Below are 23,456 nucleotides of genomic sequence, written 5' to 3' on the forward strand. Positions count from 1 at the left end.
GATACTCCTTTTTCGCATGAGCTGCGGAAGGCGTATCCTGTTTTTGCTTTTATGGGGCGACAATCTTCATGTTGTCGAAGTAGAAGCTTCCCGTATGGCCGCTTCCGATTCCGAGCAGCAGGCCGGAAATGTCGGAGACCGAATTGCGGAAGTCGGCGTCCGTGATTCTCCTGACTCCATCCACGTACAGATCGAATTGATCGGTATTCGTATCCAGCACGGCTTGCAGGTCATACCAGACGCCGGCCGTGAACGCTTGGGCATTCGTAAGCGTGGAGCCGTCGTACGTTTTGATATAGCCGTTCTCGAAGATGAGGCTGACGGCCGCCGTGCCGCCCGAACTGGTAATATACGGCGCCATCTTCCAGCCGCTCGTCTGTTCGGCCCGAACCCGGGCTTCTACCGTGACAATGCCGCTGGCGGCGCTTATTGTACGGTTTGCCGTAGTGCTTCCCGTACTCGAGGCTTTGCTGACGGCCACGCTTTTGTCGCCCGCGCCCGGCACATCGGCAACGAGGGCGGATCCGGTGCCGCTCGCGACTGTCCACCCCGGAGGCGAAGCTCCCGTAGTCGCGGCGTCGAAGCCGTCGGACAATCGCACGATGACCGGCTCCGAGTAGGCGGCTTGAACGCCGGCGTTATCCTTGACGCTTTGGGTCTGCGCGGCATTGTTCACCCACTGATTGTTCTGCGCCCCGATTCCGGTCTGCTCGTACGTAAGCGATGCTCCCGAGGCGGTGTCGATATCGCTCAGCACATTATCCTGCGCGGTGACGAATTCGCTGTAATTGTCCATGTAGAGTCCGGCAAGCGGATAGCTCATGGCGTAATCGCTTTTGGCCAAGCTGTGGATATAGTTCTGATAGAGATAGGTTCCCGGCTGGCGTCCAAGCGTATAGATCGCCCCTCCGTCGTCATGAAGCTGCATGACGTCATGCAAGTCATTATAGCGAATTTGATTGCCGGATATGCCGGTATTGCAATTGCAGCCCGCCTGGTTGCCAAGTTGAATGCCCATATACGGCATATTGTAGATGTCGTTATGCTCGATCAGAACGTCGCGAACGAAATGGGCGAGGATGCCGATACCGTTCGTATAGAGCTGCCCGACGCGGGAGATGTCGTTGTTGCCGATCAGCACATTCTCGGAGAGATTGGCAGTCGAGGCATTTTTCGGCGATCGAAGCTCAATGCCGTTGGCTGCAATGTTTTGCAGCGTATTGCCGACAATTTGGCTTGATTTGAGTCCGTAGCCGAGCTTGATGCCGGTGCCGCCAAGCTGCTCGAACGTATTGCCGATCAGGCGGATGCGATTGCCGTTGGATGCCTGAACGGCGCCGGGAACGGTTAAGCCGTTGATCGGCGTAGCGCCCTGGGTGGCGACGAGTCCGCTTCCGCTCGGTCCGCTCCAGCCCGATTGCTTGAAGGTGACGCCGCTCCAGGAAATGTCGTGAACGGGAGTCTCCGACGTTCCCGCCATGTTGACCAGCACGTCGAGGGTCGGAGCAATAACCGCTGCAGTCGAGAGATCTTCGCCGCTGCGAGGCTTATAGTAGAGCGTGTCCGCAGATGTGTCCAAATACCATTCTCCGGCGGCATCCAGAAGCTCGTAAGCGTTTTCAAAATGATAGGCATTGGAGCTGTAGAAGGAAGCCGATTTGGTAAATGCGCTGCCGCTTTCGGCTGCCTGAAAGGAGACATAGGCGTAGCTGGCATCTGTCGTGAAGGAGGAGAGGCGCAAATTATTGTGATACCAATGGGGCTGCAAGACCATCTCCACCTTGCTCAGATTGGACCAGGAGGCAATCTCCGATTTGTTGATTTTGTACGTTTTGGCAGTCGTGTCGGCACTGACGGTCGTGTAGTAGCCGCCCATGGTGTCGGCATCGGTCAGATTGGGCGTCCGGGCCCGAATGGCCGGAGTATCGTTCACGATAAGCTGTCGGAACTCGCTGCTTACGCCGCTTCGCTTATAGATCTGCTTCGAGGAATCATGCAGCGTCCAGGAGCCGGACAAGGATTGCCCGCCCGACAGAACGGGCGTTTCTCCAGGATAATTGGACCATTGCACCGAGTAGCCGTTCGTGCCGGAATCCGAGCTGTCGAGCGTTAATGTGGAAGACATGCTGTACGTTCCGCCGCGCAGATAAATCTTGATGTCGCCGGTCATGGCGGAGTTGACGGTTCGCACTTTGTTGCGAACGCCTGCGAGCGAGCATGGCGATGCGGCGGAGCAGGCGGAGCCGCTCCCGGTCGGGGAAGCGTAATAGGTGGCCTGCGTGCCGGCCTCCGCCCGCTGCATGCCGAAGGGGATGCAGGCGGCGATGACCGCGGTTGCGGCGATCAACAGGCATCGGCGAAGCTTTTCGTTTTTTCTCATTCGTCATTTCTCCTCCTTCTCATTGTGGAATTCCTTCTCTCATGTGGCCCAAGCGCCAAGCGATGTTCGCGCCCGGCCCTGCGTCCGCGCCTTCACCTCCTTTCCGTATAGCCATAGCCTATCGAATGAACGTCAACAGGACAATGAACAATAATTCCCGATGCACAAATGGCAAAATGCTCGTTGTTCCTTGCTTGAAGCGTACGTACAGATGGATTTGGTCCAAATTGTGGACGCGAAATTTATGTGGATTGATTCGGACTCCGCCCATTGTGTACAGTACAACTGCGGAGTCACAAGCAGGGGAAGCGGGGCGCGCCTCAGGCATCTCGCCATCGGAATCAAGCGAAGCGATTGATACATTCAGAAGAAGGCTTGCGCCGCTCCTCAGACTGTCTGCCGCAAGGATCTCATTATTCGAAGGAGGGAATGATTCGTGTACAAAAGGGTAAGAGGACTATCGGCCATTCTGGCCGCGGCGCTGCTGCTGAACGTGTATGTCAGCGGGTTCGGACTGCTGGGAGGAACGACGACGACGGTCGCCGCTGCAGGGAATTCCGAAGCCGCGCAGATCGGCTTGCTGAGCAATAGCGGCTTCGAGACGGATTTGACGGGATGGTCCGCCTCGGGGGCGACAATCGTTCGCGACACATCCGAGAAGCACACCGGGGAGGCTTCGGCTCTGGTGGATCGCTCGACGGCGTATTCCGGCAATATCCGGCAGACGCATATCGCTTTCGAGCCTGGGAAGACGTATTACTTCTCCGCTTGGGTGAAGCGGATGGTCGGCACGGGGAAGGTCGGTCTCTTCGTGACGCAGAGCGGCGTGAAATGGAATAATGCCAATTATCCGATTATGGCGATCGGCAATGTGGACACCGAATGGACGCATATCGAAGGCTTGCAGACGTTCCCTACTGCAGGAAGCGACCCTGCTTCCGGTTATGTGTATGACGATGCGACGGTGTTCGTTCAGCATCAACAAAATGACAGCGCTATCAAGGACGAGGACGGGCATTATACCGACTTCTACGTCGATGACTTTGCGGCCGAGCCTGCGTGGCCGTCTTCGCTCTCGGTAAACGGTCCGGCGACGGCGACGATTCCGGTCGCGGGACGCGCGTCGTACGCTTACTCGGCTGATGTGCGCAATCAGCTCGGCACAACGGCGGGGCTGGAGGATCCGGCTGTCGTATGGTCGCTTGAGGGCTCGGTTGCCGGCGTGAGCGTGGATTCGGCGACGGGCGTGCTTAAGGTGACCGACGCGGCTTCCGCAGGAACGGTGAATATCCATGCCGTCGCGGCGGACAATCCTGCCGCCGAGATCGATTACGCGGTGACGCTGGAAGCAGGCGTGCCCGCGAGCGAGCCGCTGGCGCCGACGGCTTCGAACGTCGAGCTGAGCGGCTTGGCGAAGCCGGGCCGAATGTTGACGGCCAGCTACGATTATATGGACGCCAACGGCGACGCTGAAGTCGGAAGCGAGTATGGCTGGTATGTCGGCGATGCGGCGAACGGCGCTATCGCGGCGATTCCCGGTTCGACCGGCACGAGCTATACGGTGGGCTCCGATCAGGAGGGCAAATATATTACCTTCGCGGTCGTTCCTCATGCGGGGGTCGAGCCTACGGTCGGCGAAGCGGTCTACAGCTCGTCCGTGCTCGTCACGGCGAATGCCGCCCCGGTTGCGGGCGATGTGGGAATCAGCGGCGTTCAAATCATCGGTCAGCAGCTGACCGGCTCGTATTCTTTTGCGGATGAGGAGGGCGATTCGGAGGTTGGAACAACATACCGCTGGCTGCAAAGCGATGCGGCGGAAGGACCATACACCGGAATCGAAGGCGCGACAGGAATGACGCTTCTGCTCGCTCCTGAGCTGGAAGGAAAGTTCGTGAAGTTCGAGGTAACGCCGGCTGACGCTTATTCGCAAGGAACGGCCTACGCAAGCGAGCCTACCGAGCCGATCGACGAGGCGGCCAGATCGGCTTATTACGTCGATCCGGTTAGCGGCGACGACATGGGGCCGGGGACGGAGGCCGAGCCTTTCCGGACGATTACGAAGGCCAGAGACAAGGTGCGCGCGATAAACGGGGTCATGACCTCGGATATTACGGTTTATTTGGGGGGAGGCGTCTATAAGCCCGAATATGAGGTGACGGAAGAGAAGCTCTACAATCAGAGCGGTCAGAATTACGCGACAAGGCAGCTTAAGACGAGCCTGCTTACCTTCGACGAACGAGATTCGGGCCAAAATGGCTTCAACGTCATCTATACGGCGGTTCCGGGCGAGACGCCGGTCATCAGCGGCGGCCGCGAGATTGCGGGCTGGACGCTGTTCGATGCCGACAAAAATATTTACAAGGCTTCGACCGGCGGAGATCTGGATACAAGGCAGCTGTACGTGAACGGCGTTCGCGCCGTGCGTGCGAGAAGCGAGGAGGGGTTGACGAACGCCGTCAAGACGGCGAGCGGCTATACGACAAGCGACGCCTTCCTTGCGGACTGGGGCAATATCGGCGATATCGAGATGGTATACAGCGAGAAGTGGACGAATCCGCGCTGTCCCGTGAACAGCATCAGCGCATCCGGCGGAACGGCAACCATTACGATGCAGCAGCCTTGCTGGTATTTTGCTTCGAATAAAGGCGGCACTTCCATTACGGTTCCGTGGTTCTACGAGAATGCCTACGAGCTTCTGGATTCGCCGGGAGAGTGGTATCTCGATCGTTCGACGGACAGCATCTACTATATGCCAAGAGCAGGGGAGGACATGGCCGCCGCCGAGGTGGTCGCGCCAGAGCTTGAACAGCTGATGGAGATCAAAGGAGCGGAGCCCGGAACGCCTGTCAGCCATCTCGCGTTCTCCGGCATCACCTTCGCCTACAATACCTGGCTCAGGCCGGGGACGGACAGCGGCTTGTCCGATGCGCAGAACAGCCATATCCGCGAGAGCGGCAGCGGCACAGGCGACTGGCTCGGCCTGGCAGCGGTGACGTTGCAGAACGCGCATGATATCGAATTCAGCGGCGACACCTTTACCCATCTGGGGTCGATCGCGCTGAAGACGCTGGAGGGCAGTCAGGATAATCTCGTGAAGGGCAACCGCTTCACCGATCTGTCCGGCACCGCCATCGCTATCGGCGAACCGAGCGGCGATCAGAAGCTGACGACGGATCCTCAGAAGCTGAACCGCAATAATGATGTCATCGACAACTATGTGTACGATATCGGAATCGATTATCGCTCGTCGGCGGCCATATCCGCCGGTTATCCCGTCGATATGGATATCAGCCACAACGAGATCGGACACGCGCCTTACAGCGGCCTGCATGTCGGCTATGGCTGGGCGAGCGATCCCACTTCGAACACTCGCAATCTCAAGATTCAGAATAACCTGATCTACGATACGATGGAGCAGCTTGTCGACGGCGGGCCGATCTATACGCTCGGCAGGACGGGGGCGACGGTCGAGGAGCCGAACATCGTGTCCGGCAACTATCTGCTGCGCAATCATAGCGGGAGCCAGGGCTCGCTCTATTTTGACGAAGGAAGCGATTACTGGCATGCCTATGACAATGTGATGGAGGATGCGCCGAATTATGTGTTCATGTGGGCGCAGACCATTCACGATATTGTGATGGACAATACGTATACGACAACCGAGAAAATGGTGAACAACGGCACGGATACGCCGATAACCAATACGCAAGTGTATGAGGACGCTAACTGGCCGGCAGAAGCGCTCGGCATTATTGCGAACGCGGGCCTCGAGCCTCCATACGAGCATCTGCGCCGGGATGAACCGGCTGAGAAGCTCTATCTGGACGATCTCTCGCTCTCTACCGGCGATTCTGCGCAGCTCGAAGCGAAAGCGATTCTGACGCACAGCGGCTTCGCCATTGATCTTGATGAGGCGGAGATTGCCTGGACGAGCGAGAATCTGGAGGTTGCTACGATTGATAGCGAGGGAGTGGTACATGCAGTCGGACCGGGACGGGCGACAATCACGGCAACGGTGAACGGGCAAAGCGTTATCGTAAGCGCGGCCGTATTCGTCGATGACAGCATCAGCGAATTGACCGTGACGGCGGAGAAGCAGGAATTGATGGTCGGCGAATCGGCGGATCTGGAGGCTGAGGCTATCACGCAATACGGGCGCAAATTCCCGATCAGCGGATTATCCTTCGCAAGCTCGGATTCACAGATCGTCTCCGTTAACGAGAGCGGCTCGGCAACGGCTGCCGCGCTTGGAACCGCGACGATTACGGCAACCGCCGAGGTCGAGGGCGAGCTGCTGTCAGGCAGCACAGTGATTACGGTCGTGGAGGCGCTGGCGCAGGATTTGATCAAAGACGAAGACTACTGGTATCTCCGAGGCTCGACGTTAACGTCAGGGGAGGGCAGCGTGACGATTGCCACGCCGAGCGGAGACGCGATCTTCCAAGGCAAGAGCTATGGCGACGAGTTGATTCGCTTCGAGATGCAGATTAACGGCACTTCGGGCTGGAGAGCGCTGACATTCCGCAATCGGGCGAATGATCAAAGCTATTCGAGCTCCTCGAATGAGCTGTATATGCTTCTGTTCACGCCGGGAGGCATCGAGCTTCACCGATTCAACAAGGGCCAGCGCACGATTCTGTACGGCGCGCTCGACGGCTATACGGCCGAGTTCGGACCGGCCATTCCGAACGATGCGCTGACATTCGGAGAGGAGCATGAAGTTGAATTCGGCGCGTTGAACGTTGAGGGAGGCGTTCGGCTGGTGCTTCGCGTGGACGGCGAGACTTTGATAGACGCCGTCGACAGCGGTGAAGGCTATCTCGCAACTCCGGGCTTCTTCGGTCTCTATTCCCGCAGCGGTTCGATCACGATCAGCGCGGCCAGATCCTCTTTGCAAGCTGCGCTCGAAGAGGCCGAAACGCTCCATGACGGCGCTGTAGAGGGAGGAGCGGAAGGACAATATCCTTCGGGCTCTAAGGCTGCATTCGCGGAGGCAATCGCGGCGGCGCAGGCCGTGTATGACGATTCGGCCGCATCCCAAGTCGATGTCGACGAGGCCGAAGCGGAGCTGGAGGCGGCTCAGGCCGACTTCGAAAGCAGCAAGGTTGTCGTTAACGCGGAGGGTCTGCAGCAGGCGATTGCCGATGCTTCCTCTTTGCTGGACGCAGCCGAAGAAGGGACTTCACCGGGACAATTCATGATCGGCTCCAAGGCGGTGATGAGCGAAGCCATCGCGGCGGCGGAAGCCGTCCTGAGCGGGCAGTCATTATCCCAGTCGGGGGTCGATGAGGCAGCGGCCGAATTGAACGCCTCCGCCGCCGTCTTCCTCTGCGCGGTCATCTCGGCAGGCGGTTCGGAGCTGGAGGCGAAGGCCGAGGCCGCGCTGAGCGTCTACTTGACGGCTGTGGATGACAGCGACTCGGTCGCTTACATCCGTACCGTGCATAACGACTTCAAGCCTTACATCGATGCCGTGAAGGATGTCGACGGTCTAACGTTTGCGCAGCGGCTTGCCGCAGTGCGGAATGTGATGCAGCTTTACGCCGCCGAGGCCATCTTCGTGAAGGACAGCTTCATCCGGGAAGCGAAGCTGCTGAAGACAACAGTTGCAGATCTGTTGGAGCGCTTTTTGGGCGGCGGGCATTAGGGGATGGCATGGGCGTCCGGCATGATTAGACGGGCGTTGATACAGAAGGGGCCGCGCTCGCGCGGTCTCTTCGTTCTAAATTATTATTTATAAGATTTCGCGTCATAGGAAATGACAAATAAAATCTTAATGTGCGTACGAGGCTGCTTTGAACTGCAAAGCTTTAGGTCGCCGACTCTGAAAGGCCGAAAGTATGGGGTTTGGGAGTAATTCCTGCAACTGTAACGGACTTTTTCGACCCTTAGAAGCTCTATTTAGCCAGCGCAGATTTTTAACGGACCTTTTCGCCTCTTAGCGGGTTCATCCCGCTGTTTTTTCGCTCGTTTGGTTGGCTAAGAGGATAAAAAGTCCGTTAGAGCAAGCGAGTGTTGAAAAGCGGCGTCTAAGAGGACAAAAAGTTCGTTAGAGCAGGTCGCTGCTTTCAAAGGACGCCATCAGGCGTTTTTCTTAAAATATAGGAAACTATATGATTTCGCCAAGACGGGAATGAAACGAGCCTCGCCGCCAAAGGAAGGCACAGCCGTTTCACCTTGGATGAATGAGAATATACAAGTCGGCGAGTTCGGAGATGTTCAGGGATGTGCAGGGATGCGAATTCCTGCATTTATCCATCTTTTTTTCGGGTAGGGCTCGAGTGCTGCGGAATTCCTGCAAATATCAAGGAATGATGCGCCGAGAGACTCTGATAAGGAAAACGATGAGTAAATGGATGGATAATTGCATCAATTACACTAATTTGCGCTTTAATCAGAGAAAAAGCTGGATTTTTGCAGTATTTCACAGTATTTCTTTCTCACCGCGCTTGAAGAAGAAGCGAATGAGTTAGAAGCGGGGCATCACGGTCCTGCGCACAGGCAGACCAATAAGCGGACAGCTCCAAAAGGAGCGCGCGATAAAACGGAGGTTGCGAGAGATGAAAGAAGCCGTACAGGTACAAGTACAGGTACAACGCATCATTGAACAAGTCGGAGCGGAGCGTAAGTTCGACGCCTATATGGAACGGATTCGCCCGCGCATGCATGAATATATGATTCGCAAAGACAAAGGTCACACGAAGGCGGTAGCGAATCTCGAATTCGTTCATGAGGGCCGCGAGACCGCGAGCTGCTATGCGGCAGCCGCCTTCCTCGGCAAGCTGGACGAGGATGAGGGACTGAAGATGCTTCAGGAGCTTGCGAAGCTGCAGGTGCGGAAAGAAGGGCATGAGAAGCGGGGCGGCTTCCGGTGGTACCGCGAGGAGACCGAGATTGACGATTCGAACGCGGCTTTCTTCATTCTGGTGCCGCTCGTCTCGCTTGCGCTCGCAGCGCCCGAGAGCATTCCTGCCGGCCATGAAGCCGTTCTGCGAGGCATGTTCGAGGAAGCGATTCGCTGGTTCGCCCACGAATGCGCGCATCCCAAGCTGTTCTACCCGAACAAGATTATCAGCGACGGCGCGCTGCTCCTCGGACTCTCGACGCTCGTGAACGATGGGGAAGGCCTCCAAGGCGCGAAGAGCTTCTTCGAGAGATGGCTGTCGTATACGGAGCGGCGCGGCTGGGGCTGGGGGGAGAACACCAGCTCCGGGTACGGGAAGGTCATCCTCGACGCTTTCCAGCTCGCCTTGCTGGCATGGAACGGACGGGAGCCGGAGCTGGAGCGGCAGATTCGCGCGAGACGCGACGAGCTGCTGAATTATGCCCGGTTCTTCGGGGGACGGGAATATGTGCCCTCCATTCGCGGCTATAACTTCGAAGGGCATGTAATGAAGCCCTCCCTAACGAATTTCTATGCGGGCGTTCGCTGCTGGGAGCAAGAGGTGACAGGGAATATCGTCGCGTTTCTGCTCAGCTTGCTTCTCTACAACAACCTGCTCCCGCAAGGAGATGTTCAACTGACGGAGGATCCGGCGAAGCTGTCGCCCTCCGCGCCCGATCTCCCTGTACCGCGCTCGCGGCAAGAACACATCTTCGATGATGCTTACGCTTATAGCTGGATTGGCGCGAACTGCCGCATCGGAACCGTAAGCTGCTTTCCTGCTATGGCCGGCAGCTATCACTGGCCGACATGGGGGCTCGGCTGGCAGTCGATGCCAGTCAGCTTCCTGGTCGAGGGCGAGCAGCTGTCGTTCCTTCGCTTTCGAGTCATGGAAGGCGGGAACGAGAGAACGCATCCCGCGGCGAGCTATCACGGGGCGTATCTGAGTCCTGCGTTGTTCAGCGAAGACTGCCTGCCCGAGCCGGAAACGCGCTGCACCCAAAGCGGCAATATCGCGATCATTCACCGAAGCATGTCCCATCTCGCGAACAGCGCTTCGGAAATCGCCGACGAATGGCTGGTACAGCGGTTTGAAGGCGCCGTCCATCGCATTCCCGCGAGCTTGACGGCGGAATGGACCTCGACGGAGATCACGACGCATTCCGTGCCGCAGCGAATCGAATCGGGCGAAGCCGTGTGGACGGTGCTGGAGTTCCCCCATTGCTATGCGGCAGTGTTGTCGCTCAGCTACATCGAATGCGGATCGAATCAGGCGAAGCTGTCGGATATCGAGACGAGCGAGCAAGGAGGAGACCTCCTGCTGACCCGCCGCTGGTACGAGGGCGAGGAACGCGATCTTCGTCAGCATCGGATCGATCATGGGTGGGTGGTCGTCATGATCGACGACAAGCCGGAGCGGGAGGAGCTTGAGAAGCGATTACAATGCATTGAAATAACTGATCGTCGAATGACGGACTGGGAGCTGCCGCGCAGCGATCCTTTCATGATTCGCGAAATAGCTGTCAAGGCGCCTGACGGAGTCGAATTGTCGCTGCGTGTAGATCCTTACGCAAGCGCTGGTGCTAGTGAGCGCTGATCGGTTTGCAAATTGGTAAGTCGGCAACGCTGGGAAGCTTCGCAGGCTGGTAAGCCAACTGTGGTCTGGCAACGCAAGAAACGTTTCATCAACTGAGGTGCCAAAGCGCAGTTGCCACCCTCTCAGAGCCGCGAAAGCGCCAATTGTGCATGGTAAATAATTGTGCAGAGAGCCGAACGGCTGCCGAATCGCTTCTTTTGTGCATGAGAAATTCATGTGTATTGTTGAGCGGAGGCGCCCCGGGTTACAGTGGGATCATTCCGGGAGGCATGATCGGCCCGGAAACGGGAGGTGACATATACAATCACGATGAATAACAGAGCGCAAACTTTCAAAATCGCAAAGAGGTCGCCCAGGGTCGATATGAACAACGCCGGCACGAACGCGTCCGGAGCCCGGCTTCGCCGCAAGCGCAGATTCAAGCAGAATATTCCCTGGCTGCTGATGTTTCTGCCGGTCGTCGCCTTCTTCCTTATTTTCAAATACGCGCCCATGGTTGGCCTGATTATCGCCTTCAAGCAGTACACCTTCTTCGAAGGTGTCTGGGGCAGCAAGTGGGTGGGCTTCGACAACTTCCGGCTGCTATTCCTTGATCCTTCGGCGTTCCGCACCATTCGCAATACGCTCGTGCTCAGCGTCCTCGGGATCACCATCACGTTCCCTTTCCCGATCGCGCTGGCTATTCTATTCAACGAGGTGCGACAGCTGGCGTTCAAGAAGACGGCGCAGACGCTGCTCTATCTCCCGCATTTCTTATCCTGGGTCGTCGTGGGAGGGCTGGTCGTCACGATGTTCTCCGAGGATGGAGGCATCGTCAATCATCTATGGCAAAGCATCACTGGACATACGTATCCGTTTCTGTACAAGGAGGGCTCATGGATCGCCATCTTCATCGGCTCGGGCATTTGGAAGAGTGCGGGCTTCGGCGCGATTATCTACCTGGCGGCGCTGACGACGATCGATCCGAGCCTTTACGAGGCGGCCGCGATGGACGGGGCGAGCAAATGGCGGAAAATCTGGCATATCACGCTGCCCGGCATTCGCCCGACGATTGTGCTCATGATGATTTTAAGCGTCGGCAATGTGCTGGAGGTCGGCTTCGACCAGATTTACAATCTGCAGAATTCGGTGGTTTCCAATGTTTCGGAGGTTATTTCGACCTACATCTTCAGAGTGGGTCTGCAGGGGGCGCAATTCAGCTTGACGACGGCGATGGGACTGTTCGAGTCGTTGGTCGGACTGGTGCTCGTGCTGGCGATGAACGCAGTGGCGCGGCGCTTCAAGCAGGGGCTGTGGTAGCTGACGTCTGTCGACAAGAGCGATGAGTTGTTTCTTGCCGTAAGAAAGGTGGTGAAAAGCTTGAAGGATACGATAGGAGAAAAATGGTTCTATGCCTGCAACTACGCGCTGCTCACGTTGCTGTCGCTCACTTGTCTGCTGCCGCTGCTGAATATCGCGGCGCTTTCGCTCAGCAACAGCACGGCCGTGCTGTCCGGCAATGTGTCGATCTTCCCGATCGGGCTGACCTGGAAATCGTACGGAACGCTGTTCGAAGCGAGCTCTATCGGCAGGGCGTTCGCGAACAGCGTGCTGTTGACCGTCGTCGGGGTGGCGCTATGCCTGTTGTTCACGCTGCTCGCAGCCTATCCGCTGTCGCGGCCGGCGTTCTACGCCCGGAAGCCGGCGACGCTGGCCATCGTGTTCACGATGCTGTTCAGCGGCGGACTAATTCCGACCTATCTGGTAGTCAATGCGCTCGGATTGGTCAATTCATACGGCTCCCTGTGGCTGCCGGGACTCATCAGCGTTTACAATATGCTTATTATGAAAACGCATTTCGAGAATATGCCCGATGAGCTGGAGGAGGCGGCGCGCATCGACGGAGCGGGGGAATGGACCTTCATCACGAGAATTGTGCTGCCGCTGTCGCTGCCGATGCTGGCGACGATCGCGCTGTTCTACGGCGTCGGCTTCTGGAACGCGTTCATGAACGTGCTCATCTATATTAACGATCCGCTGAAATACAATCTGATGGTGCTGGTGCAGAATATGATTCGCAGCCAGTCGATGCTGCAGTCGCTCAACAATCTGCAGCCGGAGGATCTGCTGCTCGTCACGCCGGCGGGCGTGAAGTCGGCCGGCATGATGGTGCTGATCATTCCGCTCGTCGCGGTGTATCCGTTTTTGCAGAAATATTTTGTCAAGGGAGCCATGATCGGCGCCATCAAGGGGTAGCAAACGGTTTGAATAACAAGAAGCTATTATTCCAATTATTCAGGAGGGTCTGCGAATGCGAGGGACGAAAAAGAGGGGTAAAGGATTGTGGTTGACGGCGATCGCCGGCATCATGCTGCTGGCGATGGTGCTGGCGGGCTGCTCGAACGGCAATAACAATGATCCGGCAGCGGAGGAAACGGCGGGAACGGTCGGCGAGGGCAATAGCTCAAGCACGCCTGCTGCGGCTACCGACGAACCGGTCAAGCGAGGCAAGATCACGTCCTCCATCTACGACCGCGGGCTGGTGCCGAAGGAGGAAGGCACGATCACGGACAATCGCTGGACGAAGTGGATCAACGAGAACGGCCCGGCCGATGTCAAGTTCGAAGCGATTCCGCGCTGGGATTCCAAGACGAAGTTCAATGTTATGTTCGCGTCGAACTCGGCGCCCGACGTAATCTTCGAATATGACAAGGCGTACCGCGACCAACTCGTCGCGCAGAAGCAAATTCAGCCGATCGACGAGCTAATCGAGAAGTACAGCACGACCTATAAGAGCTTGTTGGAGAAATATCCCGAAATTCGCAAAATCGCAACCAGAGAAGACGGCAAAATGTACGAATTCGCTCATGTGACGCCGACCGGTCCGAATCACAGGCTGTATATTCGCACGGACTGGCTGGAGAAGCTGGGACTCGACACGCCGAAGACGAGCGACGAACTGCTGAGCACGGCGATTGCCTTCGCCAAGGACGATCCGGACGGCAACGGCAAGGCGGATACCTATGGCATTAATCTCAGCTTTATCGGCGGCATGGTCGTCGACTATATGTTCGGAGACGTGTTTACGATCTATGAGAAGATTCCTTGGCATGTCGAAGACGGCAAGCTGGTTCATGATTGGGAGCGTACCCGTCAGGCATTCGATTACATGAAGCAATTGTATGATGGAGGCGCCGTTGACAAGGGCTTCCTGGCCGACAGCCAAGGAGAGAAGGCGAAGCAGGACTGGCTGAACGGCAAGCTCGGCATCTACGGCGGCTCGGGAATGAGTTCAAGCGATATCGAAGCGTTCAGCGAAAACAATCCTGACAGCGATTTCACGGTGATTCCGCTGCCGGAAGGTCCGAACGGAGCCTTCAGCCCGGCGATCGGCAATCCGGTGCAGATGACGACGGCGATCAACTCCGCAGCCAAGGACCCCGAGGCGGCGATGCGATTTATTGATTTCATGGCTGACCCGGCTACAGTCGAGACGCTTCAATACGGCATAGAGGGTGAAACCTACAACATGGTGGAGGGCTGTCCTCAGATAATCGATCAGGACAAATTTAAACAGGAGGTCAGCTATACCGGAGACTTCCGCATGCTTGCCAACAAGCCTCTTGACGCCAAGGTTTGCCCGCTGATCGATCCTACGCCCGCGCAAGTGAAAAGCCGCGAGTTGCTGGAGCTGTCGCAGAAATATTATGTCAGCGAGGATCGCCCGGAGCCATATCTGACAGTTCCGGAGCTTATGCCTGCGCTGCCGTCGGAGATGCAATTAGTCGTGACGAACGCGTTCAAAACCATTTTGGATAATTTTCAAAAGTCGATTGTCTCCGGCTCGTCCTACACGCCGGATCAGGCGCTACAGGAATCGCAGGCGGCCTGGGACCGGGCGGGCGGAGCGAAAATTGATGAGTGGTACGAGAATTGGTACAATGAAAACAAAGACACCGCTTTCTTGACCAAGGATATGTACAAATTCATGCCGGTGCAATAAGCCGAAGAAATAAGAGTATCGAAGCCTTCCGCCTCCGGGGGAAGGCTTCGACCGACTACATAGGAGAGGATGAAGATGGATGAAGGGAACGGGGTATCGAAAGCTCTTTCTCACCTTTGCGCCCATCTTCTTTTTTATCGTCACCGTGCTGTTCGTCGTATTCTTCGTGTCGGTCTATCAGATGACCCGCAAGGACACGGAGCAGGCCAACCGCGTATTCGCCGAGCATGTGATGCAGACGCTTGATTACGATCTGCAAACCGTCGATCAATTGTCGATTCGCGAGTTGCTTACGAACGACACGATTGCCGAGTTCTTCGATCCCGCGTCCCGCGACAATTATTATCTCGCTCATGAGGTGCAGGTGCAGTTGAACGAATTCGTCAGCACGCTGCCGATTCTCGATTCTGTGTACATCTACCGGGCACACGACGGCATGGTCGTCTCCGACAACCTGTTTATGAAAGCCGTTTCATTCGGCGACAACGCCTTTATTGGCAGCGATCTGCCGGGCGGCGTATCAACCGGAGCGAGATGGTCTGAGCCGCGGCTGTTTCAAGGTCTCCCGAAGGATAATCCGCGCACGGTCATCTCCCTGGTCCGTACATTTCCGCTGCTCGGGGGCAGCGAGGGCAAGTTCGTCGTGAATGTGTCGACCGCGGAGCTGGCGCTTGTGTTCAGCGAAATGTCGCAATCCGAGCTGAGTGAGTTGTACCTGACCGATGCGAGCGGGCAGCTCGTCAGATCCGATATGACGGAAAACGAGAATCGCGCCTGGGAGGAGAGCTCCCTGCTGACGGTGCGTTCGGAGCTGAGCGGGCTGGAAATTCGAGCAGGCATGAAGAAGCGGGGGTTGTTCGGCATCTTCAGCGCGATGTCTTACTCTTGGCTTATTCTTGGTCTCGCGGGCGTCGCCGTCGGCATCGTATGGATGATTCAGGTCAGCCGCAGGCAATACAGGCCGGTGGAAGCGATCCTGCACCGAATAGGCCGGATCTCGCAGCGCAAAATCTCGGAATGGTCGGGCAAGGACGATGATTTCGGCTTTATCGAGCATGCGATCGAGCGCTTGATCGAGAATGCCAATGACCTCGAGCAGGAAGCGATTTCGGGACAGGTGTATCGCCGCAAGGTGCTGTTTACCGACATTATGGAGGGACGGCGAGTCATCTCGGCGGAGGAATGGCTGCGCGAGACGGAACGTCTTGGTTGGCATAGAGCCGACGGCAGTTATCGGGTAGCGATTGCCGAGATTGACAAGTATAAGGAATTTCAGGGCAGCTTCCCCGAGAAAGATCGCTATCTGCTCAAGTTCGCTATGGTGAACGTATTGGAGGAGCTCGCCGCCAAGAATGGCGTCGCGCAGTGGAATGATTGGCTGTCGCCATCTCAGCTGGGCGTTCTGATCCAGGTGGAAGGTGAGGATGACGAGCCTGCTTTGAAGCTGATGGAGCTGCTCCGCGATTGGGTGGATGAGAATTTGCGATTTACGCTGACAGCTTCGGTGGGAGAGACGGCTACAGGCATTAACGAGGCGGTCGTCTCGCGCGAGAACGCCGATCAAGGGCTTCGCTATAAGTCGACGCTGGGCCTCAATCGCGTCATCGTTCCGCCTGGCGGGGAGAACCGGGAGGAACAGCCCGTCTACGAGCAACTGCAGCATATTAGAGAGCTGGCCCGGCTGTATCGCCAGGGCAATGAGGAGTGGCGGAGGAGCTATGGCGAGCTGGCGGACTGCATCCGGAAGAGCTTGTACGAACGCTCCGAAATTATCAATATCCTCAGTTATTTGCAATATCAGTTCTCGCTCGAGATGCGGGAGCTGTCCGATGAATACGTCGGATTGTGGAACGAGGGAACGGCGCCGGCGATTGCGGAGCTGCTTGCCGGGTTCGAGACATTCGAGGAGCTTGACGAGCGATTGAGCGGGATGTTGGATGACTTCTTCGGGCAAATGTCGAAGCTGCGAGAGGGCAAGGATATCTATGCCACTATCCAGCAAGTCAAGAGCTATGTCGCGGAGCATTTCCACGACTCCAATCTATCGCTCGTACAGCTTAGTGACCGATTCGAACTGACGCCAACGTATCTCAGCCGGATGTTCAAGGACGAAATCGGCGAGAAGCTGATCGACTTTATCGCCAAGCTGCGAATGGAGCATGCGATGAAGCTGCTGACCGAAACCCGCGAATCCGTCCAGGACATTTCCGCTCAGGTGGGCTATATTCACGCCTTCTCGTTCATACGCGCGTTCAAGAATATCGTCGGCATGACGCCGGGCGATTATCGGAAGAAGCAGATATAGGCATGACTTGCAAGCTGGCGTAGCCGATTCATGAGGTTGTATTGCCTGAGCGGACCGTAGATACGCTATTTCTGCAAAATGAGCCGTTTTTGTGATTTCGCGGACAGAGATGACGTTATTTTCGAAAAAGCAGCGATTTTATTGTATTTTTGAGGAAATAGCGTCGCCTGTGTCCGCGAAACTGAGCAAACTCAATATTTTCACTAAATAGCGCCTCCTGTGTCCGTCAGCGGCCTCGTATATTTCCCGCAGCTTCTTTCCGCCTACCGACAATCCATCCTCCAATACAACCTTGGTTTCAAGAAGAGTTAACGTGTTACCATTGAAAGATCAAGGCGGCGTCTCCGCGGAAAAAGAGATTAATTCTGTTCCAGGCGAAAGTGAAATCCATTCCAAAGCTTTGGGCGCTTAACATGATACAATAGAGGCAAGCTCAGCATCCGGGAGGAAGTTCATTTCATGTGGAAACGATTGATCCCGAAAACCCTCACTTACCGACTATTCGCATCCTTCTTATTATTCATCGTCATTCCTTTCCTGGCGATTCAACTGTATAACTATGCACAGATCGAGAAGATTATCGGCAAGCAGCTGTCTGACAAAAATAATGAACAGCTCGATTTTATTATGAATAACCTGGCTAATGTTCGGTCCAATCTGTTCGTGCATATGCTGCAAATCGAGCTGAATCCGGCCATTATGGGGCAATTGGAGCAAGAGCAGGGCCAAGAGCCAGAGCGGATCGGCGTCCCCGATCAAGAAGAACAAATCATTCCCGCATTGCAGCAATACCGCGAGCAATATAGACCTTACGGAGAGGATTATGTGCAGTTTGAAATTGTTGATCGGCAGGGCTTTGTTCATGGCAGCATGGACGCTCAGGCAATCGAGGACCCGGACATGCAGCAATCGCACGTATTTCGCGAGCTGGAGCAGGGGGAGGAGGATTTTCGCTGGGTATTAAAGGACAAGCTGTTCTTGTATGCTCTGATACAGTCCGATGACAAGATTGCAGGATGGCTCAAAATCACTTTCGATTATGCAGGATGGCTCGACAGCTTCAGCCGCAATCTGCTCATTCAGCAGGATTATATGATTCTGGACGGGAACGGCCGCATTCTGGCGCAGACCGATTCCAATGCACGCTTGGACGAGAATGTCATTGCCCGCATTCTGAAGACTGATCAGGAGAAGGCCTCCTTCATCGATCAGAAGAACGCGTCGCTGGTTAACGCCGGGTACGTCAGATCACTTGATTTCCATATTGCCTCCATGTTCACCCTGGATCTGTATTTCGGCAGTCTCGATCAGATCAAGAAGCAGCTTATCACGACCTTCATTATTACCGTATTGGTGTTCGTGTTCATCACCTTCGCCATCTCTTCGAGCATAACGCGGCCGCTGAAGCTTCTGCAGAAGAAGATGTCGGACATGGTGCAGGAGAATTTCCAGAAGTCCAAAATTTCCGAGCACAGCTATCAGGGAGAAATCCTGACTCTGGCCCAAACCTTCAATCGGATGGTCAACGATATTCAAGAGCTGATTCAGCAGCTCAAGATGGAGGTCAGGGAGAGAGAGGCCATTCGTCTGCAGATGCTTCTCATTCAGATGAATCCTCATTTCCTGTTGAATACATTGAATTTGATCAAGTGGAGCGCGCTTGAGAAAGAGGATCGGGAGACGGCGGAAATTTGCATTGCGCTCGGGACATTGCTGGAGCAAAGTCTGGCGTCGGATGTAGAGATCATTCATCTGCATAAGGAGCTGGAGCTGCTGCAAGCCTACGATTATATTCAGCAGATTCGCTTCGGAGGGCGGTATCGCATCCGCTATGAGTTTCAAGAAGAGCTGAACTACGCGCTGGTGCCGAAGTTTATTCTGCAGCCGCTTGTCGAGAACGCGATCAATTACGGCTTCGCGCAGCTGAAGAGGGACGGGGTTATTACGATACGAGCCTATACGCGCGAGCAAATTCTCATTCTCGAGGTCGAGGATAACGGAGTCGGATATCGGGCCCGGGAGAAGACGGACAAACGCAAGCGCAAGGGAATCGGCCTCGCCAATATTCAGGAGCGTCTAGCGTTGTTGTTCCGCCACGAGGGCGAATTGACGATCGAGGAAGTTAATCCGGGAACCTGCGTGACCATTCGGATGCCGCTGTTGCTGTCGGCCCCGAAGGAATTGGAATGAAGGGAGGGTGCCGGCATGTGGAAAATCCTGTTGGTGGAGGATGAGCCGTATATTCGTCGTTCCCTGCGGAAGCAGATTGATTGGAACGGGCTTGGCTATGAGATCATCGGGGAAGCCGATGACGGATTGCAGGCGCTGGAGATTATCAAATCGGAGAAGCCCGATCTGGTCATCACGGATATTATGATGCCGATGATGGACGGGCTGGAGCTGCTCAAGCAGACGCGGCAGCTTGGCGTCGACACGCGCTTCATTATGCTGACCTGCGTCAATGAATTCGATTATGCGAAGGAAGCTTTGGAGTATGGCGCATCGGGCTATGTGTTGAAGCTGTCCATGTCTATCGAATCGCTTTGCAAGAAGCTCGGCGAGCTGGGGGCGGAGCTTCAAGCGGACAGGGAGCGGCGGGCAGAGCGATTCGGCGGCATCTGGAACAGCTTTTATGCCTCGTGGTGGGACGAATATATGTCTCACAGACTGCCGGTTGAAACAGATTCTCTCCAAGTTGCGCCAGAGCCATCAGAACCATCTAAAGCTTCGGAGTATGAGGCCTGCACGCTTATCGTCTTTCTAGATGACGAGAAAGCCGAGATGCTCCTTAAAGCTCTCGGGGGTGATATCGTCGGTAAGGAGATGCACGTGTTCCGTCGCGGCGGAATCATCTCCCTCTTCTGCTGGAGCGAATTCGCAGGCAGACGCAGCGAAGAGAAACCGGGCTGGCAGGATGCAATGGAAGGGCGAGCGGTCGTTAGAGGAATCGAGGCTTCGTGTCCAGAGCGAGTGAGGGAGGCATGGTTCCGCTCAATGGACCAGTTGCGTGACAAGTGGTACGGGGCGAAGAGCGGGTATGCCGCGCAAGCGGTCGCGAATCGTGTCATACCATGGGAGCTGGAGGGAAAGCTCATTCAGCTCATTGAGAAGGACAAGCTGAACGAAGCTTTTCTTGTGCTGGAGCAAATTTGGCTGCATTTCGAGGGTCAGGGCTTGCGCATTCCGATCGTGAAGGAGGAAGCCGTCCGCTTGGAGGCCATGCTGCTGAGCATTATGAGCATGGCCAGAGAAGATCATGAACAGCTGTGGCTGGCTCCCTCGCATGAAGAGCTTCTGCGAAGGATAGAGCTTCGGCTGGAGGAGGCGCAGCATGAACGGATGCTGGAGACGCATGAGTATACCGACCATGAGGAGATCAACAAGATTATCGGATATATTCATCAGTATTACGATAAGGAAATTACGCTGAAGTCGATGGCGGAGCTCGTCAATATGGACGAGCATTATGTGAGCGGCTTGTTCAAGCGCAAGACGGGCGACACCTTGATTAACTTTCTTCAGAAATATCGAATCGAACGGGCGAAGCGGTTTTTGACGAATACGGATGTTCCCATCCATGAAATCGGGCGTCAGGTCGGCTTTGCCAATGACAACTATTTCTCCAAGATTTTTCGCAGATGGGCGGATATGACGCCAAGCGATTTCAGGAAGCTTCACACTTAAATGTGGCTGTCAATAATGCAGCTCTCAAGTCAGCGCCACAGGGGTAACGTATCCGGCGGATTGGAAGAAGCCAGGCAAAATCTAACGAAGACTCACAGCGTTATTTCCCTCCTAACGCCCACTGTATAAATCTAACGAAGACTACTATCGCTATTGCAGCAAAGAAAGGTATTTTTTCACTGAGTAGCAGCAAATAAGTATATAGATATTCGTTAGAGTTCCAATCATTCAGAAAAATAACAAATAACGCTATGAGGATTCGTTAGCGATCTAGATTGTGAAGTCTGAGCTAGCGGAAACGAAATAACCATTTCTTAAATATGTTCAAATCGCTACAGAAAAACCGTCCCAAGGGCGGTTTTTTCTTCTAGTGCCTCTTAAGCTCTTCTGGTATTTCTTTAAATTTTCGAAGGCTATACTGCCGCTTTCGTTTCCTGAGTGTTGCTTTCAGCCACTCGACTCCCGCTCTCCCTCAAATTTGTTCTAGAAAGTCGATAAATCCGTTCATTCCCGTCAGGAGGCAAGGCTGATACCATGAAGAGAGCAAATCAAGGGAGGGCACTCATGGCACGGAAAACGAACAATGCGCAAGCGATGTTGCTTTCGCCTTCTCTCCGCCGCAAAGCGTGGAAGGAGATTTGGTCGCAACGCTCCTGGTATTTCATGTTATTGCCGGGGCTCGTTTTTTTTATCGTATTCAAATATTTTCCCATGTACGGCGTTATTATTTCGTTCAAGGATTATGATCTGCTGGAGGGGATATGGCGAAGCCCGTGGGCGGATCCATGGTACAAGCATTTTCAATATTTCTATGAATCGACGTACTTCACGCAGCTGCTCAGGAATACGTTCCTCATTAGCTGCTATAAGATCCTGTTCGGGATGTTTCCGGATATTATCATCGCTCTGCTGCTGAACGAGTGCCGGAAAGCGTGGTTCAAACGAACGATTCAGACGCTGACCTATATGCCGCATTTCTTGTCCTGGGTTATTATCTACGGCATTGCAATCGCGTTCTTGTCGGAAACCTCCGGCGTTCTGAACCGCTGGTTGCACGAATGGGGCTTCGAGGCTATTCCATTCCTCTCCTCGACGGATTGGTTCCGCAGCGTGCTCGTCGGCTCGGAGATCTGGAAGGATATTGGCTGGGGCGCCATCATCTATCTCGCGGCGATGTCGTCCATTGATCCTTCCTTGTACGAGGCGGCGCGCGTAGACGGAGCCAGCCGATTGCGGATGATGTGGCATATTACGCTGCCAAGCATCACGCATGTGTTTGTCCTGCTTCTAATTTTGCGTGTGGGCCATATTCTGGACGCGGGCTTCGAGCAGATTTATGTCATGTACAATATTCGCGTCTATCCGGTTGCGGATATAATTGACACCTGGGTCTATCGCACGGGCCTGGAGCAGCTGAATTTCAGCCTGGCATCGGCGGTCGGCTTGTTCAAGTCCTTCATTGGACTTTGGCTGGTCATAGGCGCCAATGCGGTCGCCAAGAGATGGGGGCAGAGCGTATGGTGAAAGGACATTCAGAGCGCATGTTTGACATCGTCGTATACGGTGTATTGCTCCTCGCTGGCATTGTTGCGGTTGTTCCCCTGATGTTCGTGGTCTCCATGTCGCTTACTCCCTACGGAGAGGTTATGCGCAACGGCGGCTATGTCTTCTGGCCGAGCGGCATCACGTGGGACGCTTATCATTATTTGCTCGAGAAGACGGATATGCCAAACGGCTTAATGGTTACGATATTCGTAACGGTAGTCGGAACCACGCTCAGCCTGCTCTTGACGGTGCTCATGGCGTATCCGCTGAGCCGCAAGAAGATGAAGGGAAGATCGCTCCTGCTCCTGATCATCCTGTTCACGATGCTGTTCAATGGGGGACTGATCCCGACCTATCTCATCGTGCAGAAGGTGGGGCTGCTCAACTCGATTTGGGCGATGATCATTCCGAATGCCGTATCGGCCTTCAATCTCTTGATCATGAAGAGCTTCTTCGAGAATCTGCCCGAGGAGATCTTCGAATCGGCCAGGATCGACGGAGCGAAGGAATGGCGGCTTCTGACCACGATTGTCGTCCCGCTTGCGGTTCCGTCTCTGATGACCATCGGATTGTTCTATATGGTGCAGTATTGGAACCTGTATTTCCAGGCCGTCTTGTACATTCAGGATGGGGATCTGTATCCGCTTCAGGTCGTGGTTCGCAATATCTTGACTTTGAATGAGTCCTTGGACAATATTAATCCCGAGGTGACGCTGCCAACGGTCACTCTCCAGATGGCAACCGTTGTGGCCGCAAGCTTGCCAATGATTATCGTCTATCCATTCATTCAGAAGTATTTTGTCAAAGGCATGCTGGTAGGCGCGATCAAAGGGTAAATTCCGGCAGCCGGCGCCGGTTTTTATCACAAACACCGAGAATACTCCTGCCTCTAAGCTACTTTACTCATGAAAGGAGAGCGAAGGCGGGGGATGAATCGGGAATTTGTCAGTGACTATGTACGAACGTATGTACTATAATAAAGGGGGTTAGAGGCTTTTCAATCTTGATGTAAGGTGTGATGGAAACGATGCTGCATCATAAAGCTTTCAAATATCGTATCTACCCTAATCAAGAGCAAAT

General features: G+C 55.0%; 12 protein-coding genes. 11 read left to right on the top strand and 1 reads right to left on the bottom strand.

The window, feature by feature from the left end; all coding sequences use genetic code 11:
• Positions 1 to 49: 49 nt before the first annotated feature.
• Entirely contained in the window at positions 50 to 2,380 is a 2,331-nt protein-coding gene (locus HFP08_RS21070; RefSeq protein WP_168122586.1) for a right-handed parallel beta-helix repeat-containing protein, read from the bottom strand.
• A 436-nt stretch (positions 2,381 to 2,816) separates the two neighbouring features.
• Here HFP08_RS21070 and HFP08_RS21075 point away from each other — a divergent pair, with 436 nt between their 5' ends.
• The 11 genes from HFP08_RS21075 to HFP08_RS29770 all read left to right on the top strand — a co-directional run.
• On the top strand, positions 2,817 to 8,027 hold the full coding sequence (locus HFP08_RS21075) for an Ig-like domain-containing protein (protein ID WP_168122587.1): 5,211 nt from the start codon (positions 2,817 to 2,819) through the stop codon (positions 8,025 to 8,027).
• Between the two features lie 913 nt (positions 8,028 to 8,940).
• Complete coding sequence (locus tag HFP08_RS21080) at positions 8,941 to 10,860, top strand: hypothetical protein (protein ID WP_168122588.1); 1,920 nt, start codon at positions 8,941 to 8,943, stop codon at positions 10,858 to 10,860.
• A gap of 363 nt (positions 10,861 to 11,223) precedes the next feature.
• Positions 11,224 to 12,159, top strand: a complete 936-nt coding sequence (locus HFP08_RS21085; protein ID WP_168122601.1) for an ABC transporter permease — start codon at positions 11,224 to 11,226, stop codon at positions 12,157 to 12,159.
• Positions 12,160 to 12,219: 60 nt separating this feature from the next.
• Complete coding sequence (locus HFP08_RS21090) at positions 12,220 to 13,095, top strand: carbohydrate ABC transporter permease (RefSeq protein WP_168122589.1); 876 nt, start codon at positions 12,220 to 12,222, stop codon at positions 13,093 to 13,095.
• 55 nt (positions 13,096 to 13,150) lie between these two features.
• Positions 13,151 to 14,842 (top strand): extracellular solute-binding protein, encoded by a 1,692-nt coding sequence (locus HFP08_RS21095; protein WP_168122590.1) that lies wholly within the window; start codon positions 13,151 to 13,153, stop codon positions 14,840 to 14,842.
• A 79-nt stretch (positions 14,843 to 14,921) separates the two neighbouring features.
• The gene (locus HFP08_RS21100; RefSeq protein WP_168122591.1) at positions 14,922 to 17,147 is read left to right on the top strand and encodes a helix-turn-helix domain-containing protein; all 2,226 of its coding nucleotides are present in this window, start codon (positions 14,922 to 14,924) and stop codon (positions 17,145 to 17,147) included.
• Positions 17,148 to 17,606: 459 nt separating this feature from the next.
• Complete coding sequence (locus HFP08_RS21105; protein ID WP_168122592.1) at positions 17,607 to 19,337, top strand: sensor histidine kinase; 1,731 nt, start codon at positions 17,607 to 17,609, stop codon at positions 19,335 to 19,337.
• 15 nt (positions 19,338 to 19,352) lie between these two features.
• Positions 19,353 to 20,831: a response regulator transcription factor gene (locus tag HFP08_RS21110; protein ID WP_168122593.1), complete on the top strand. Its 1,479-nt coding sequence runs from the start codon at positions 19,353 to 19,355 to the stop codon at positions 20,829 to 20,831.
• Positions 20,832 to 21,395: 564 nt separating this feature from the next.
• Positions 21,396 to 22,355, top strand: coding sequence for an ABC transporter permease subunit (locus HFP08_RS21115; protein WP_168122594.1), 960 nt, complete (start codon positions 21,396 to 21,398; stop codon positions 22,353 to 22,355).
• Positions 22,349 to 23,212 carry a carbohydrate ABC transporter permease gene (locus HFP08_RS21120; RefSeq protein ID WP_168122595.1) on the top strand — a complete coding sequence of 288 codons (864 nt, stop codon included), beginning with the start codon at positions 22,349 to 22,351 and terminating at the stop codon, positions 23,210 to 23,212. The genes HFP08_RS21115 and HFP08_RS21120 overlap by 7 nt, the downstream gene beginning before the upstream one ends.
• A gap of 191 nt (positions 23,213 to 23,403) precedes the next feature.
• A partial coding sequence (locus tag HFP08_RS29770; protein WP_481856591.1) for a helix-turn-helix domain-containing protein occupies positions 23,404 to 23,456 on the top strand: 53 nt, incomplete at its 3' end.

It is taken from the genome of Paenibacillus sp. HB172176 (assembly GCF_011947265.1).
In the GTDB taxonomy this organism is placed as follows: domain Bacteria; phylum Bacillota; class Bacilli; order Paenibacillales; family Paenibacillaceae; genus Pristimantibacillus.